The following is a 17,153-nucleotide window of genomic DNA, read 5'->3' as shown; positions in this document are numbered from 1 at the left end:
AGATGTACACCAGAAAACAGGCACTGGCGCTGGCAAGGCAGTTGAGAACCTGCCCGCCGCTATCCGTAAAAAATGATCGCAAACATGAGGAGCAGGTCCGTCGTCATACGGCAATCTGTCCTTTTTGCGCCACGGCACTCAGGGATGATATAGATGCCTTGGATATTTTGTCGGAAAAACTGAAAACGGCATTTGCCAAGAACCCAATTACCCCTGAAATGGGGCCGGGTCAAATTCGGGCCATTGACCCCGGACTTTCCTGCTGGCGGGATAACTATTTTTACAATCCGCCCGAAGTTGTCGTGCTCGAAACCGGCCCGGGCAATATGGTGCAGGTGGCCCAGATCTGGACGGATAATGCCCTGGCAGGCCCCGGGGATCTTGTCTTACCGGAGAGGATGAGAAAAGGTTTTTCAGAGCTGTTTATTGAACCCTGGAATATCTACACCCTGAACAAAAGTTTTCTTGGGGCTTGTACCGGTACGCTGGATCCGGCCGTGATTGACAGTGTGCTAAAAATGGCAGATACGCCGAACTGGCGGCCGGACTGGGCGCTGCCCCCCATGCCCATGAAAGAAAATGACCCCAGAATATATTTCCGAGAGCTTGAAATAGAGGTCGGGTACACCTTTGCATCCATGGCAGTGGGTACGCTTGTATCCGGAATTGAAACCGCCGGGTTTCCCCTTGAACTAGAGTCCCTTATAACCCGATTAAAGGAAAAATTTTCAGGCATCGCCTGGGACTGGGACCCCCTGAACGTTGAGGAGTGCCTGGCTGCCCTGCGACTGCCTTCCCATGTGCTGCCCATGGCTGCGGCTGACCGGGATCAAAAAATGCTGACAGCCGTGTATGTCTGCGTTGACGACCGGGATCTGGTGGAAATACGCCCGGTGCAGTGTCGCATAGACTACACTGCACCACCGCCCGATCCTTATTCCGCCAGCGGTGTCATTGAAGATCTGCCTGACGGTATCCCGGCAGATGCTTTCCAGTGCCGGATCAAAGAGAGTCAGAACAAACGGCTAAGCCCCTGTGCCTGGTCATGGAAGGATGAAGAAAAAAGGTTCGTGGCCGTATTTGACAGGCCGTTGTCCGGGGATGAGACGCTTGTACTTTTCATTGTTCATCACACAGACAGCCCTTTTCCATGAGTCCGGCATTTAACATCCGGAGCCTTGCCTTTGCCGCTGAAAAAAATACCGGACATTTTCAGGCCATGGTAACAGATCTCGCCTGTGTGCCATGGTGCGACATTGGGCGCGATGATTTCTGCACCTGCTTTGAAAACATGATCTCCCATATGAATGACCCGGCCCTGAAACAGCTGTTTGAACTCAGCCTGGGGGCAAATTTTTTGATTGCATCTTCCAGGCCGGCATGGATCAGGGACTTTCTGACTGAAAATACGGGGTTTGTATCCATGCCGGGGCACGATATCGGGGTGCTTGAACAGGGGAAATGGATTAAAATCCCGATTCTTCTCGCCAATGACCATTGCGCCGGGGTGGTCTGGTTCATTGCCGGTCTTGTCGCCCTGAAGGCCGATGCCGTCCATATCCCTGAATGGGCGGCCCAGATGATGGATGCCCGGTTCATTGACGCGATAGACACGGCTGAGCAAGTTGTCCGGCGATGCGCCCCTGATCCGTTAAACCACCGGTTTATTCTTTTCCCGGTTTCGCAGATCAGCACAGAGATCCGTTTCACAGGCGGATCAGCATCCCTGCCCATTGCCCTTGGCCTGAAAAGCCTTTTGCAGGGCACGCCGCTTTCAAAACGATTCATTGCCACAGGATGCCTGGACAATTCGGGCAACGTGCGGCCCGTGGCATACCTGGACGCCAAACTCAAGGCATCCCGTGACCGGGGGTTCACATGTGTGATCCTGCCTGCCGAAAATCATTATAGAATAAACCACAGCAATAAAGGGATCATACCGGTATCAAGCATGGATCAGGCATGGACCATGGTATCCCTGTATTCGGAAAAACAGGAAAACCTGCTGTTCTTCTTTTCCCGGGCACTGCAGGAGCCCGCATCATTTATTGATAAAATGGACAGCCTGCCCGGCCGCTGGATGGAGAAGGAGCAGGTGGCGATAAAAGACCTTTTACACCGGATTTTCAATGATCCCGGTCTGTTTGACCGGTTTACCCGTAAATTTTACGACATGGTTGCAAACTATGCGCTGGACAGGTGCCGGGCCATTGCCGCCCTTGCACCTGAAACACTGCCCGAAACATGGCCCATGGCATCAATCAGGTGGTGCACAGCCAACCTTGGGCTTGCCAACCACCTTGGCCGGGTGGCGTCGGCAGAAAAATGGGAGCTGCGTGGGCAACTCCTTTTAAAACAGGTGATGCAACTGGATCTCAACCTTGCAGCTGATTTTTTCAACCATACGCTTGTGGCGGCCCATAATCGCTATGCGTTTTCCCCGGACGTGCCGGACAGCCTCACGCGGCTGCTCGGATTCATGGAAAAACGCCATGACATGCAGCAGGAGTTTGGCTGTGTTGCAGATCCCTGCCTGGAACGAATTTACGGCACCCTGGTTCAGAACTCGGCCTTTTGCGGTCCCCGGCATATCGGACAAACAGAAGCCTTATCCCGGAAAGCCAGGCTTGCGCTTGGGGAAAATTATTCACAAGAGCTTAAACCTGAATGGGTGCGCCAATACCATTATCTTGGGTTTGCCCGGCTGGATGCCGGGGATGTTGAAGGCGCACGCATCTGCCTGACAACCTGTCTTGGCATCCGGGATCTGAATATGGACGTTTACCGGTGCCAGGATCTGACCGCCTGGCAGTTTTTTCTGCTCTGCAGATATCTTGCAGAAACCGTCTCGGATTATTCTTCCGCCCTGTTGTTTACTTCTCTGGTTCAAACAGCCTTAAAAAATTTCACCCAACACCATCCATGGCAGCTTATCTTTTTCAACCTTGGCCGGGCGGCCCTTTTGCGCGGGGACAGGGAGCAGGCCCTGCGTCTTATGCAAAAGAGCTTTGATATCTGCCTTAAAACGGGTGAAGGGCCGACCATTGAAATCATGGCGTTAAAACCCCTGGCGTTTCTGGAAAAAATTGTCCCGGCAGAACAGTTTGATGCCGGGTGTTATGGGTGGGAAAAACAGTTACGGCAGGCGGCTGTCCATCTGGATACCCATCATTTTTCATTTTTTCATCAAAGAACGTTTAAAGAGGCCCTTGATCATGTCAGGAAAAACCATGACGCTCTTTTTCCGTTTTCGTATGGATAATATTTGAAAGATTTCCAACCCGCCTCCGTATGGGTTTTTAGACGATTGAAAATTCCAAAGGAGGCGATCATGGTAAAACTTCAGGCCGCAGCAAGAATTATTCAGACCCCCCAAAGCAAAACACCGGCACCGATGGATACCCCCTGTACCGGCACCCAGGCAGATCTGTTTTCCGACCAGGAGCTGTTTGGCGTTAAAAAAGGGGAATTCATCAAAAAATCCCGAAACCGGGTCCTGGCCGATATTGAGGATCTGTCCAAAAACAACCGGTGGGATGATATCTTAAGCCTATACCATCCTGTGGGCGATAAGTTGCCGGATCTTATCCGGGCAGGTGCCGATATCCCGGTGCGCCAGAAAATTGCATTTGCACTGGGACAGACCGGCGCGTTTGATGACGCCATTAAAGAATTGATGGTGTGTGTCCGCGCAGAACCGGATAATTTCATGGCCCGGGCATCCCTGGCCTATACGGCCTATAATTGTCTGTATGCCGCAAAAAACAAAAAGGTTTTTCTGGCAGGTGAAGCCAGAACCAAACGTATCGCCCTGGCCCATGAGCATTTTAAAAAAGCCCAGGAGCTGCGCCCGGACGGCATCACAAACTTCTACAGACAGGGGATGCTGTTTTCCCAGATTGAAAACAAACCCGGACCGGGCCTGGAAAAATTTGACATCGCCTGTTTTAACTGGGAGCGTCTGACTGACGAGGAAAGGGCGGAAAGGCAGCAGGAAAAAAAGAATTATGTGAAATCCCTTTACAGATCTGCGTCCCTTTTGCTGGCAGCGGGAAACGGAACGAAGGCGCTTGAGCGGATTACGGCCTGCCTGAAACAGGATGAACAGACCAATTACATCAGTCTGGCATTCAAATACTTTGCCCTGGGCAAGGTGCAATTCTGCATGGATCGCTATGACGAAGCCAAAAGCGCCCTGCTTTTCGCCCTGCAGAGCAGCAGCCGGAATGCCTCAACGGATTTCATCCATGAACTTCTGGCCCGGACCTACCTGGCGATGGGGAAAACCGACAAGGCCATGGAAGCCATCGGAGGTATTCCGGAGAAATTCAGAAGGCCCTATTACCGGTGGACCGAGGCAGATGTCCTGTGTACGGCCGGTCAGTTTGAACAGGCGAAAACGATTCTTAACGCAGCAGCTGCCGGGGATTCCAGATCACGGCATATCAGCCTGATCCGGCTGGCAAAAATCGAGTACAGCTTAAAAAATTACACCCAGGCCTTGGAACATGCGGCAAAGGCAGGCGAATTTTTCACCAGCAACTGGGGCAACCCATACCTTGAAGGACTGTTCTGGCAAAGCCTGTGTGCCTTTCAAGCAGGTCAACTCCAAAAGGCGGACCGGCTTTTGACCGAACTGGAACGTCATAGCCGGTTTTATCCTAACCTGGACAGGCTCAGAGCAATGATCCGACATTCTGACGATTAAACCAACGATAAAGGGAAAAGAGCAGTGATGGAACAAAAGGCACAGGAAATATTCACAGGTCAAGCCAGTACAGATTATACGCTTCTGCTCAAACGCATCGGTCAGGTCCTTGTCAGGGATACGGATGCATACCAGGCAGGCCCTGGTGTCACACTTCATGGGTCTGTTTTTCAGCCGGACCGATGTGTTTGCACGGCAGTGGGCGGACAAGCAGCAGGGGAGATCCGGCTATGTTCCGGTCAGGCGGGCGATTACCCCACAGGATCTGGAAGATCATTTCAGGGGCATCAAAACCTATGGGTTTTACCTGATGGACACGAATGCCACAGTCCGGTGTGCAGTCATTGATGCAGACCTGGTACCGGACCTGCGGCAATCTACAGGCAAGGCTTTGGCCAAAGCCCGGGCTGATATCCACAAGGACCGCGCATATATGGTATCCAGGATCACGGATTCAGCACAAGATATGGGCCTGTTTCCTGTGATCGAATTCAGCGGCGCAAAGGGGTATCATTTCTGGTTTTTCATGGAGACCCCGGTAAAAGCGGCCCGGATCCGACAGGCACTGACCGCCGTATGCGATCATCTGGCCCCGGATCTTTCCTGTTTCAGTCTGGAGGTATTTCCCAAGCAGGATCACTTGTCGGGCAAGGGCATGGGGAATCTGGTCAAACTGCCTTTAGGCATTCACCGGCAAACCGGCAAACGCTCTTTTTTCATAAAATGCTCCCAAAGGGAGATTGAGGCCCAGCTGGAATTTTTAAGGAATGTTCCCCGTTCAGATCCGGATCGGATTCAGTGTAGAAAAAAGGAGACTGGCAGCGCGCCCCTGGTGCTTCATCCGGGGATGAAAGAATTGAATGATAAATTTTCAGATCTTTTTGAACTGGGGAAAAAATGCCCGGCACTGGGCAGATTGTTCGCCCTGGTGCGGGAACGACACAGCATCGGAATCAGGGAAGAAAAAATCCTGTTCCAGACCCTGGGGTTTCTGCCCCGGGGCAAACACATGCTGCACTATCTGCTGGCCTGTGATCCGGAATACAACCCTCACCTGGTGGACTATAAGCTCAGCCGTGTCAGGGGAACGCCCCTGGGCTGCCGGCGGATCCACGCGTTGACCGGTTATGACAGGGACTTTTGCCGGCTTGAGCCTGACGAGACCGGCTACCTGCATCCCCTGATCCATCTGGCCTCATGGGCGTCGATCCCGGGCGGGAATCCTGGGAAATCCGAAAAAATTGAAAACCTTTCCGACGCGGTCATGAACATGAAAACCGCTCTTGTTCAGCTTGAACGATTTTTAAAGTAACGGGACAGGATAAGCCATGGAAACGCTTTATGTGGTGGAACAGGGTGCATATATCCGAAAAAACGCAGAGAGCCTGGATATTATCAAAAAGGGCCAGGTGCTGGAATCTGTGCCCGCCAAAGGGTTGGAAAAACTGGTACTGACCGGCTATGTCTCCTTAAGCGGTTCGATGATGGATTTTTTAATCAAAAACCGTGTGGAAACCGTTTTTCTGACACCCACCGGCCGGTTTCGGGCCAGGCTCATGATTGATGAGCATAAGCATGTGGCGCTGCGCAAAGCCCAGTACCTAAAACTGGAAGACCCTGTTTTCAAACTGGCGGTTATGAAGGTGATTGTTGCAGGCAAACTCAATAACATGGTTATGTTTTTAGCCCGGCGGGGCAGGGATTACAAGGAGCCCCGGCTTGGGTCTGCCGCGGCCGGAATCAAGGCGCTGAAGTCTTCACTTGAAAAAGCAGAGACCCCTGACGAGGTGCGTGGGTTTGAGGGGGCAGGTTCCAGGATCTATTTCAGCGTATTTAAATTGCTCATACGAAACGACCGTTTTTTCTTTAATAACCGGAACAGGCGTCCGCCCAAGGACCCGGTAAATGCCCTGCTCTCCTTTGTTTATACCTTATTGACGAATGAGGTGATCTCGGCAATAAAAACATGCGGGCTGGATCCATATATGGGCACCCTGCATGAGATCGCTTACGGCCGGCCGTCCCTGGCCTGCGACCTGGTTGAAGAGTATCGATGCCTGATCGGCGACCGCTTTGTATTGAATCTGCTCAACCGAAAAATGATTCGCCCGGAAGATTTTCTTTTCAGGGATAAAAAAATCGAAGCCTATGCCGATGAAAAGGAGCTGGTCGCCCAACGGGTCGTGGAAATGAAGCCCCATCTCTATCGCACCTTTATATCCGCCTATGAGGAGCTTATGCGGGGCACATCTTCATTTCGCAGGACCATTCAGACCCAGATCCGGGGATTTGCAGACTGTCTTCTGGATTCCGGAAAGACTTACCGGCCCATGACCTTTTGAATGAATCTGCGCTCTTTGACAATTTGTTCCGCCTCCAGGTCTCCCCAACGCACAATGAAGCCATAATGCAATTGTGTATTGCATTATGCAGCACAGCGCATTATGCTTAAAAAAATACAATAAGGGGATTATCATGACAACAGCAGTAAGAATAACTGACGAATTGGTTCGGGAAGCAAAGATATTCAGCAAAATAGATAAACGATCTTTAACTGGGCAAATTGAGCATTGGGCCCGGATTGGAAAATGTGCTGAAGAAAACCCCGATTTAACCTATAACCTTATAAAAGAGATCCTCATCGGCATCGCTGAATTGGAACACGAAGCAATAAGTGAATATAAATTTGGGCAGCAGAAATGAAAATTTTTCAATCCCGATCTTTTGAACGCAAGGTTAAAAAATTCACTACGCAAGAAAAAAATAGACTTGATGACGAAGTGAAAAACATTGCTGAAAACCCAACGATCGGCGCAGAAAAAAAGGGAGATCTTAAAGGGGTTTTTGTTCATAAATTTAAAATAAAAGCAATTCAATATCTGCTTGCTTACCGTTTTGTGGGCGATGATCTTGAATTAATCATGATCGGACCACATGAAAATTATTATAGAGATTTAAAGAGTTAAGTACCATCCGGACCAACAAATCGACTTTATCGAATCTGATTCCGAAAAAGTCTTGACTATTTCGGAATTCATGTCAGAATAACCATCATGAAACGATATCTTACAAAATATATTCAAGAAGATTTGAATAATAAAATTATCCTGCTGACCGGGCCGCGCCAGACCGGAAAAACGACGCTGTCAAAAATGCTCGAAAATAATTTTGATTATTTCAACTATGATAATATTGATGATCGGTTAGACTTACAGGAAAGATCCTGGGACCGCTCAAAGCCCATGGTTATCTTTGATGAACTGCATAAGCTGAAAAACTGGAAAGCATGGTTGAAGGGCATTTATGACAAAGAAGGCATTCCACCAGCAATCCTTGTTACGGGCAGTGCACGATTAGATACCTATAAAAAAGTGGGTGATTCCCTTGCAGGAAGATTCTTCCAATTCAGATTGCATCCTCTGGATCTTAAGGAAATCAGCACTTTTTTAAAACCCGACAACCATGACGTTGAATTAGACAAGCTTTTATCGTTTGGTGGTTTCCCAGAGCCTTTTTTGAATGGAACAAGTCGTTTCTATAACCGCTGGAAAAAATCTCATCTTGATATCATTTTAAAACAAGATCTCATTGACATTGAAAATGTTCAGCAGATCACCCAGATTGAAACGATGATTCAGCTATTAAAGCACCGGGTAGGCAGCCCAATTTCCTATAGTTCCCTGGCACAGGATATACAATGTTCAGATAAAACGGTAAAAAGGTGGTTAACGATACTCGAAAATATGTATGTGCTTTTCAAAATATCACCCTTCCATAAAAACATTGCCAGGGCTATTCAGAAAGCACCTAAGTTTTATTTCTACGATACAGGCCAGGTTATTGGTGATCAAGGCATTAAGCTGGAAAATGCCGTGGCATGTGCCATACAAAAAGAATTGCATTTCCGGGAGGATTGCCTGGGAGAAGAAGGAAAGCTATTTTATGTAAAAAATAAGGACGGCAAAGAGATCGATTTCTGTATTTCAAAAGAGGATCGCCCGTCCTTATTGTTAGAGGTAAAATGGAACGATAATAATTTGAGCCCGAATTTTGAAATATTTAAAAAATTTTTTCCTGAAATCAAAATGGTGCAAATTTCAAAAAAACTGGACAGAGAAAAAACTTTTCCAAACGGAGCAGAAATCAGGCTTGCATCCAACTGGCTGTCAGAATTAAACTTTTAATACAAACGGACACACACATGGACGCCTATTCAAATATTGTCAAAAAAGTCCTTAACCAGGGACAGATCAAGGAGAACCGCACCGGGGTGAACACCATTGCCATTGCCGGGGCCATGTTTGAACATGACATGGACCAAGGATTTCCATTGCTCACTACCAAATATGTGCCCTTTGCCCTTGTGGCCTCGGAACTGGAATTTTTCATCAAAGGCATCACAGATAAAAACTGGCTGCAGGACAGAAACAACCATATCTGGGATGAATGGTGCTCACCGGCCAAGGTCGCCTACGGGCATGATGATGAAACCAGAAAAAAAATGATGAAAGAACGGGAACTTGGCCCCATTTACGGGTTCCAGTGGCGACATTTCGGCGGCGGATACCAGGCCTGGGACAAGGCACCGGTCCCGTCCGGGGTGGATCAGCTTAAACACCTGGTGGCCACCCTGAAAACCAATCCCGATGACCGGCGCATGATCGTGTCGGCCTGGAATCCCATGGATATCGGCCAGATGGCCCTTCCGCCCTGCCACTACGGATTTCAGGTCACCGTCATCAATGGCCGGCTTAATCTGCTGTGGAACCAGAGGTCCGTGGATACTGCCCTGGGTCTTCCCTTCAACATTGCAAGCTATGGACTTCTTCTGACGCTTCTGGCCCTGGAATCAGGATTTAAACCGGGCACTCTTGTGGGCTTCCTGGGGGATACGCATATTTATGAAAACCATGTGGAAGGAGTGACACAGCAGCTTGAAAGAAAACCCTTTACCCTGCCTGGTATAGAAACCACTGCTTTTTCCTCTATTTTTGACTGGCAGTACAAGGATACGGTTTTAACGGACTACCGGCACCACCCGGCCATTCGATTTGAAATTGCTGTTTAGACAATAAAAAGCCCTGCAGGCATTAAAAAATCCGCAGGGCTTTGTTGTACTTTCCGCTTATGCCTGTTTAAAGAGCCTCAATGGCTTCCTGGAGTGCAGGCATAAACTCAAGGATATCTTCCACAATCCCCACATCAGCAACCTGGAAAATGGGTGCTTTGGGATTTTTATTCACGGCAACGATAAAGGGATTGCCCTTGATGCCGCCCATGTGCTGGAAGGAACCGGAAATACCCATGGCCATGTAGACTTTGGGTTTAACGGTCTGGCCGGAAGTACCAACCTGGCGGGATTTTTCAAGCCATTTGGCGTCAACGATGGGACGTGAGCAGGAAACCACCGCACCCATGGCGTCAGCCAGTTCCTGGGCAATCGCAATATTGTCTCCATCTTCAATACCACGGCCAATGGAAACCAGAACGTCGGATTTGGTGATATCAACATCGCCGACTTCAGCTTCAACCACTTCCAGGAAGGTTCTTTTGGCCGAAAGATCACCGGCATCACCGGACTTGTCAACCACGGAACCGGAAGCACTACCCTCAGCCGGGGCAAATGCACCCGGACGGATAGTGAGGACAGCGCCCGCAGATGCATCGCAGGTCGCATGGGTGGAGACAGCGCCGCCCAGTTCCTGACGGACGAGTTTCAGGGCATCACCGTCCATACCTTCAACGTCGACAACGTCGGCAGCATAGGCTGAATCCAGTTTTATGGAGAGACCAGGGGCCAAATCCATGCCAAAGGTATCATGGGCCACCAGCACAATGGCATCGGATGGAATGATATTGGTCAGGGCTTTTCTCACGATCTCGGCATTGGGATAGGCCAAGGCGGGATTGTCGATTTTGATCACTTCTGCGTAAGTCTTGGTCAGCGCGTTGGCCACTTTGTCCAGATCCGCGCCGGAACCGGCAACCACGGCAGTAAGAGAGGCACCGGCATCAATCTTTTTTGCAGCACCCGGGAATTCCATGGCCACATCTTCGGCCACCCCGTTTTTAAATGGAACATATGCAAAAATCTGTGTCATGATCAAAGACCTCCTTTGGCTTTCAACTTCTCAATCAATTTTTCAATTATTTCATCAGTGGAGCCTTCAAGCATTTCAGCACCATCACCCAGATCGGGTACAAAATAATCCACGCGTTTGGTCTTTGCACCGGCTTCCCCCACGCTGCCCGGATCCACACCAAGGTCAGCGGCACCCTTTACGGGAATCTCAACGCCGGCCACCTTACGGATACCGCGGATGCCGACATAACGGGGTTCGTTGATACCGGTCTGAATGGAAAGCACGCAGGGCAACTCAATTTCGTTCATCTCCTGGTTGCCGCCTTCAATTTCCCGACCCACTTTAATTTTTGCATCAGCAGGCTCAATCTTGTTCACCAAAGAGGCATAGGGGTAATCCAGCATCGCTGCAAGCATGCCGCCAACCTGGCCTGCGCCGTCATCAGCCTGGGCGCCGGTAAGAATCAGATCATAATTGCCTTTTTCAACTTCAGCTTTGAGGATGGCGGCAATACCTCTGCCGTCAGATCCTTCAAAGGCGTCATCAAAGAGAAGAACGCCGTTATCAGCACCCATGGCCATTTCACGTCGCAGGACTTCTTCAGCGCCGTCATCACCCACGGTTACGACAGTTACGCTGCCGCCCACCTTATCCACGATCTGGATGGCCTCTTCAACGGCATAGTTGTCCCACTCGTTCACGGAATAAACCAGATCATCACGATCCAGATCATTTCCTTCGGAATTGAGTTCAAATTCGTTCTCAGCAGTATCCGGAACGCGTTTGACGCACACCAAAATTTCCATTATTTCCTCCTTAAACTTATTTTTTTTGGGGTCTGCCGTGCTTATTAAACCAAACCCGGCAGAGAACTTATGTTAAGCGTTTTATGTTAAGCGTTGATTATGCTAAATGTTCCTCGATCAGTTGCGTAAAATCAAGGGCTTCCATCTCGCCTTCTTTTCCGGCCACTTTAATGGCATCCTGGATATTCACCAGACAGAAAGGACAGGCCGTGACAATAACATTGGCCCCGGCTTCTGCTGCCATATTGACCCTGAGAACCCCCATGCGGGTCTCTTCTTCGGGCTCATAAAACAGCATCAGGCCGCCGCCGCCGCAGCAGAAGGAGCGGTCACGGCTCTTTTCCAGTTCCACCCGTGTCAGGCCGGCAATGGCATCCATCGCCTCTCTGGGGGATTCATAAATACTGTTGTGGCGCCCCAGATAGCAGGGGTCATGGTACACATATACTTTATCCCGGTCCTTGCACGGTTTCATGGTCAGGGCACCGGATTTAATCTTTTCAGCCACAATTTCACTGATGTGTTTGACCGGTGGCAGGCCCGTGTAGTCATTTTTCAAAGCATTCAGGGCATGGGGGTCTGCCGTGACAATCTGTTTCACACCGGATTCAAGGATGGCTTGGGTATTGTGGGCTTTGAGATCCTGGTAAAGCATCTCTTCACCAAACCGGATCACCTCGTTGCCGCTGTCTTTTTCCTCCTTGCCCAGGATGCCGAAATCCACGCCTGCCTTTTCAAGGATGATGGCGGTTCTGCGGGCTATCTCCTGAATATTGTCGTCATAGGAGGTGATACTGTCTACAAAGTAGAGGGTATCGGCGCTCTCTTCACCCAGATCTTTGACCGTATGGGTTTCGGCAAATGTTTTTTCCAGGGCCCAGTCCGCGCGTTTTTTCTCCATTTTGCCATAGGGATTACCGCGTTTTTCAAGGGCTTTAAGGGGTTTTTGCAGGGACTGGGGCACCATGCCCTCATCCACCATGCCACGACGCAGGTCAACCATCTTGTCAATATATTCAATCCCCAGGGGGCACTCCTCTTCACAGGCACCGCAGGTGGTACAGGACCAGATCTCATCCTCCGTATAAATGTCCTCCACCAGCAGTTTGTCGGATTTATAGATCACACCGGACTTGATGGGATAATTCTTAAAAATAAGATCCCGGGCCTTGATGGTGATAAACCGCGGAGACAAGGGGCGGCCGGCTGCATTGGCAGGACACTGATCGGAACAGCGGCCGCAATCTGCACAGGAGTAGAAATCAAGCATCTGCTTCCAGGTGAAATCCTCAAGTTTTTTAACGCCAAAGGACGCCAGATCATCCAGTTCCTCATCGGAAACACCGTACTTAACCGGTTTGATATTGCCTTTTTTCACCCGCATGAAAAAAACGTTGAAAATTGAGGTGATGACGTGGAAATGTTTGCCCATGGGCAAAAAGCACAGAAAAAAGAAAAAGGTAACATCATGCACATAATACATAAAAATGTGCAGGCCCTGGAGAAATTCCAAAGATCCAAACTGAAATGTTTTTGAAAAAACCCAGGCCAGGGAAAAAGGTGCCAGGAAGTGGGATTCACCAAGGGACTTATAGTTGTAAGCGACAGCTGACGCGTCAAACATACTTTCTGAAATCATCAGGGTGCAGATGATACCCAGAACAAACACCGCTTCTGCAGTATGGTCGTGACCATATTTTTCAGGCACGGCATAGCGGGCAGGCTTTTTTATGCCCCGGCGGTAAGCCGCGATGATACAGGCCACAAAAACGGCCGTGGCTGCATAATCTTTAATGAAATTATAAACGACACCCAGGAAACCGCCCAAGCCGGGAAACACAAAGCCGTCATAGAGGCCGATAATAACAAGGCTGATGGAGCGGATGGAAAGAATTAAGAAACCGGCAAATATAATGATGTGCAGCACACCTGCCTGCATGTATCTGGGCTGACGGATCTGACCTAACCAGACCACGATCAGATTTTTAATCCGTTCCGGAATATTGTTAAACCGATAGTCCGGATTGGCCCGGACCAGAGGCGCAATTCTTCGCGCGATGATGTAGGTAAACAGACCTACACCAATGACCGGCAAAAGAAACGAAAAAATCACTGTTGGAAAAAAGCCGAACAACAGATAGTGTGCCGGAGCAATAATCATAGACATACTTAACTTACCTCCATTTATATTTGAGTAATGAATTCAGGCTCATTGTGCTTTAGTAAACATCAAGTTTGGCGTCAAGGAAAAAGCATAAATTTCACGTCAACGCAACGATCCCTCCCCGGAAATATCCGGGCTGAAATTTCTGTTTAAATTCAGGAAAGGAAAAAACAATGTCAGATCATCTCTGATAGGGACCGGTTTTACCCCCCTCGAACGCCCGTCATATAAAGGTCCACCAAAGGTTCTGCCATGGTCGTAAGATCGTAACGGCCATCGGCGCTTACCCATGTCGAAATCACACCTTCCACCGCTCCGAGGATAAATCGTTTCACAAGCCCCACAAAGAGATCCTGACGCATGGTGCCCTCGACCTGACCCTGCTCTATAATATCGGACAAAAGATCAAAGTACATCTTTGAGATATCCTTGACCTGGGACTCAATATCCCGAAGATATCTCACCTCTGATTGGAAAATAATTGCCATGTTTTTGTCTCTTTGAAACTCCTCAAGATGACAGCGAATCAGATTTCTCAGTTTGCTTTCCGCATCTGTGCCTTTGGCCACGGCAGCATTCATTTTTTCAAACACCACATCTGTTTTAAAGCTCAGGTACTGATAAAGGATATCGTCCTTGTTCTTGAAATAAAGATATAACGTGCCGTCCGCCACCCCTGCTCTGGCAGCAATCTGTGAAATAGTGGATTTGTAAAAACCATGCTCTGCAAACACTGCTCCGGCACAGTTTAAAATGTTATGATATTTATCGGACTTACGTTTCTGCAAATGAGCACATCCTTCTCTTACCTAAATGAATAACGGATCATCCACCTGAAATTTGATCGATGCAAGCTAACAATAGATCCATCCAAATGTCAAGCTTTGTAACAAAATTCAAACACAAGACATTCTGTTAATATATATAGATAGTTATAAATCATTAACTCATAAAATTTTTATCGGACCCAAATCAGCCTATTTTTAATCCCCACCATCAAAAAAAGATGAACATTGATTCATCTAAAAATTCCCCATACGGTGGCAGCTTATATGAATTTTTCAAATAACAGGGATGGGCTGATATAAGTTTTTCACCGCGGCTCAACCTATAATAAAAATTGTAGGTTCAGTGTAGGTTATACAGACTTTCATTTAAAATTACGTTCATTTCTTTTATTGAGCTTGATTTTAGGTTATTTTAATGTAAAAAAATTTATGATTCCTAACCATTCTTAATATACAAGACATTACTTAGCGTACGGGAGGATTCCATCATGACCCATTCACAATCCGAAGAATACCGCAAACTGCTTGACTACGGCAGACCCCCCAATGTGAAAAAATGCTTTCCCAATTCAAAAGCATTAATTGTCAGCGGGAAATATATTGACCGTGCCATGCTGGCTAAAGGCGGCTGCATGACCATCGCGGCCAATGGGAGGAACGCCTTTGTCATCAAAGGAACCCTTGCCGCAGCCCAGCGTGCCAATGCTGCCGTTATCATCGAAATTGCACGTTCCGAGGGAGGCACCGGGGCCTATTGTTCCACCAGCCTTTGGAATATTGCAAGACAGACAGATGCGTATATGAATGAAATGGGGATAACCATACCCGTGGCCATACATGCAGACCATTTCGGAATAAAAAAACCCGAAGATATTGAACCGGCAAAAACCGAAATCCGGTCTTTATTTGATGCCGGCATTACCTCTATTGCCATTGACGCATCCCACATGCCCGACGACCAGAACCTTTTGGCCAATCTCGAATTAAATCCTTTTGTGCCTGAATGGGCCGGCCTCGAAACTGAAGTTGGTGAAATAAAAGGAAAACTTGGTCTCTCAACCCCTGAAGAAGCGCTGTTTCTTATTCAGGGGCTCAATGCCAACGACATTTTTCCTGACTGGATCGCCCTGAACAACGGCACCACCCACGGCATTGAGCAAAGCGATGCAGGCATCAATGTCGCATTGACTGTGCAAATTCATGAAGCCCTTGCCCCCTACGGGATCTCCGGAGCCCAGCACGGCACATCGGGGAACAATTCCGACCGGTTGCGCCAGATTGCAAAAAAAACAAAAACCACAAAGGCCAATGTTGCCACAGCCCTTCAGATGATATCCTGGGGGGTGAAGGTTAATGATTTCGGCAATGCCATCATGGATGAATCGGGCAGCTTCATCAAGGAGGCCGGCAAAGGGGTCTCTCGGGCCACCTGGGAAAAGATGTGCGCGTTTGCCGCAGCCAATAACTGGCAAAAGGGGAATTTTAAAAACCTGAACCTTCCTTTTGAAAATATTCTGACTGCCCAGGATGCACCAATTCGGGAGCGGATGATCAAAGGCGTTGAAGATTTTGTATTTACGCTGCTCACGGACGTGTTCAACACGGCAGATACAGCGGACCTGGTAAAAAAACAAATATTTGAAACCCAATCACACACGCCCGGCTTCAAAACGAAAAGAATTGAACAAAAAAATGAATGGACCCGGGAAAAAATTATTGAAAAGGCATCCAAAATCGCAGTAAATAAAGGCCCTGAAGGGGATTTTGATGATTAAACATTTTTTCTAAAGTTTTAATTTTACCAAGCCGATATTGGTTTTAAGGAGAAAATTAAAATGCAGATACCTTCATACCAAATACAAAATGTTTTGAAAGTGTATTCAAGGCAATTCAGTCAAGGCAAACTGCTGGGGAAAAATAAATTCAGCGATGCCAACAAGGTTTCTGCAGACAGTGTCAGCATCTCATCGGAAGGCAAACGTCAGGCCATTATAGATAAGGTTGCAAGCAACATTGTTGACAAGATTATCATCGAAGGCCCAAATGAAAAGGATGAGACCCAGATCACTGATCAAATTGAGAAAGAGCTGGGGAAAAAGATTGATTTCAGCAAAGGGAGAAATCAATTCACTTATACCTCGGTTGATGCAAATAATAACAAGGTCGTCCAGACCTTATCCGTGGAGGATTCCAGGTTTGTTTTTGAACGGATGACGGAACTGGCTCGCCAGGTGGCTGATTCCAACATGGAATCCCAGGAGGGTGTTTAAAATGAAAATTAATTCCACACAGCAGTATATCAATCAAAGTTACGCTGCAAATAATGTCAAGGCCAACACCAGCGCCAGCGCTAATACTCCGGCGGATCAGGGCAAACAGTCTGAAGAGACCCTATCAGACACAATTAATTTGTCCTCCACCACCAGGGACCTTCAGAAAATTTCCGCCGCATCTGCTGAAGAACCAAAGGGCAGAGCCCAGATGGTTGAAAACCTCAAACTACAGGTTCAGTCCAATCAGTACACCGTGAATGCCGAGCAGGTAGCGGAAAAAATGATCGGCTCCATTATGAACGAAGTGGGTTAAGCAGGCGGCATTTTTTTC

Annotated in this window: 16 protein-coding genes; 12 read left to right on the top strand and 4 right to left on the bottom strand. The window is 48.3% G+C overall.

The window, feature by feature from the left end; genetic code table 11:
• Positions 1–2: 2 nt before the first annotated feature.
• The 9 genes from DESPODRAFT_RS12550 (at position 3) to thyA (ending at position 9,776) form a co-directional block, all read left to right on the top strand.
• Positions 3–1,154 (top strand): hypothetical protein, encoded by a 1,152-nt coding sequence (locus DESPODRAFT_RS12550; RefSeq protein WP_004073950.1) that lies wholly within the window; start codon positions 3–5, stop codon positions 1,152–1,154.
• On the top strand, positions 1,151–3,262 hold the full coding sequence (locus tag DESPODRAFT_RS12545) for a magnesium chelatase domain-containing protein (protein WP_004073949.1): 2,112 nt from the start codon (positions 1,151–1,153) through the stop codon (positions 3,260–3,262). The genes DESPODRAFT_RS12550 and DESPODRAFT_RS12545 overlap by 4 nt, the downstream gene beginning before the upstream one ends.
• Before the next feature lie 69 nt (positions 3,263–3,331).
• A complete protein-coding gene (locus DESPODRAFT_RS12540; protein ID WP_004073948.1) occupies positions 3,332–4,708 on the top strand; it encodes a tetratricopeptide repeat protein in 1,377 nt (458 codons plus the stop codon).
• Between the two features lie 124 nt (positions 4,709–4,832).
• Positions 4,833–6,020, top strand: a complete 1,188-nt coding sequence (locus tag DESPODRAFT_RS12535; protein ID WP_004073947.1) for a CRISPR-associated primase-polymerase type A1 — start codon at positions 4,833–4,835, stop codon at positions 6,018–6,020.
• Positions 6,021–6,036: 16 nt separating this feature from the next.
• Positions 6,037–7,050 (top strand): CRISPR-associated endonuclease Cas1, encoded by a 1,014-nt coding sequence (cas1, locus tag DESPODRAFT_RS12530; protein ID WP_004073946.1) that lies wholly within the window; start codon positions 6,037–6,039, stop codon positions 7,048–7,050.
• Positions 7,051–7,183: 133 nt separating this feature from the next.
• Complete coding sequence (locus tag DESPODRAFT_RS12525) at positions 7,184–7,411, top strand: TA system antitoxin ParD family protein (protein WP_004073945.1); 228 nt, start codon at positions 7,184–7,186, stop codon at positions 7,409–7,411.
• Positions 7,408–7,674 (top strand): type II toxin-antitoxin system RelE/ParE family toxin, encoded by a 267-nt coding sequence (locus DESPODRAFT_RS12520; RefSeq protein WP_004073944.1) that lies wholly within the window; start codon positions 7,408–7,410, stop codon positions 7,672–7,674. Before DESPODRAFT_RS12525 ends, DESPODRAFT_RS12520 begins: the two co-directional genes overlap by 4 nt.
• Positions 7,675–7,761: 87 nt before the next feature.
• Positions 7,762–8,892 (top strand): ATP-binding protein, encoded by a 1,131-nt coding sequence (locus tag DESPODRAFT_RS12515; protein ID WP_004073943.1) that lies wholly within the window; start codon positions 7,762–7,764, stop codon positions 8,890–8,892.
• Positions 8,893–8,909: 17 nt separating this feature from the next.
• A complete protein-coding gene (gene thyA, locus DESPODRAFT_RS12510; RefSeq protein ID WP_004073942.1) occupies positions 8,910–9,776 on the top strand; it encodes a thymidylate synthase in 867 nt (288 codons plus the stop codon).
• A 67-nt stretch (positions 9,777–9,843) separates the two neighbouring features.
• Here the strand turns inward: thyA and DESPODRAFT_RS12505 are convergent, their stop codons facing one another.
• From DESPODRAFT_RS12505 to DESPODRAFT_RS12490, 4 genes are all read right to left on the bottom strand, one after another.
• Complete coding sequence (locus DESPODRAFT_RS12505) at positions 9,844–10,809, bottom strand: electron transfer flavoprotein subunit alpha/FixB family protein (RefSeq protein WP_004073941.1); 966 nt, start codon at positions 10,807–10,809, stop codon at positions 9,844–9,846.
• A gap of 2 nt (positions 10,810–10,811) precedes the next feature.
• Complete coding sequence (locus DESPODRAFT_RS12500; protein WP_004073940.1) at positions 10,812–11,597, bottom strand: electron transfer flavoprotein subunit beta/FixA family protein; 786 nt, start codon at positions 11,595–11,597, stop codon at positions 10,812–10,814.
• 97 nt (positions 11,598–11,694) lie between these two features.
• Positions 11,695–13,764, bottom strand: coding sequence for a (Fe-S)-binding protein (locus tag DESPODRAFT_RS12495; RefSeq protein WP_004073939.1), 2,070 nt, complete (start codon positions 13,762–13,764; stop codon positions 11,695–11,697).
• Positions 13,765–13,964: 200 nt separating this feature from the next.
• Positions 13,965–14,549: a TetR/AcrR family transcriptional regulator gene (locus tag DESPODRAFT_RS12490; RefSeq protein WP_004073938.1), complete on the bottom strand. Its 585-nt coding sequence runs from the start codon at positions 14,547–14,549 to the stop codon at positions 13,965–13,967.
• Between the two features lie 488 nt (positions 14,550–15,037).
• On the opposite strand from DESPODRAFT_RS12490, the gene DESPODRAFT_RS12485 reads away from it, so the two are divergent.
• Genes DESPODRAFT_RS12485 through flgM form a run of 3 tightly spaced genes read left to right on the top strand, consistent with a single transcriptional unit; the run spans position 15,038 to position 17,135 of the window.
• On the top strand, positions 15,038–16,324 hold the full coding sequence (locus tag DESPODRAFT_RS12485; RefSeq protein WP_004073937.1) for a class II fructose-bisphosphate aldolase: 1,287 nt from the start codon (positions 15,038–15,040) through the stop codon (positions 16,322–16,324).
• A gap of 60 nt (positions 16,325–16,384) precedes the next feature.
• Positions 16,385–16,819, top strand: a complete 435-nt coding sequence (locus DESPODRAFT_RS12480) for a DVU0524 family FlgM-associated protein (protein WP_004073936.1) — start codon at positions 16,385–16,387, stop codon at positions 16,817–16,819.
• Position 16,820: 1 nt separating this feature from the next.
• Complete coding sequence (gene flgM / locus DESPODRAFT_RS12475) at positions 16,821–17,135, top strand: flagellar biosynthesis anti-sigma factor FlgM (RefSeq protein ID WP_004073935.1); 315 nt, start codon at positions 16,821–16,823, stop codon at positions 17,133–17,135.
• The last annotated feature ends 18 nt before the right edge of the window (positions 17,136–17,153 follow it).

Source organism: Desulfobacter postgatei 2ac9, from assembly GCF_000233695.2.
In the GTDB taxonomy this organism is placed as follows: Bacteria; Desulfobacterota; Desulfobacteria; order Desulfobacterales; family Desulfobacteraceae; genus Desulfobacter; species Desulfobacter postgatei.
The sequence above is the reverse complement of the archived record's forward strand: the minus strand, read 5'-3'. Positions and strand labels throughout refer to the sequence as shown.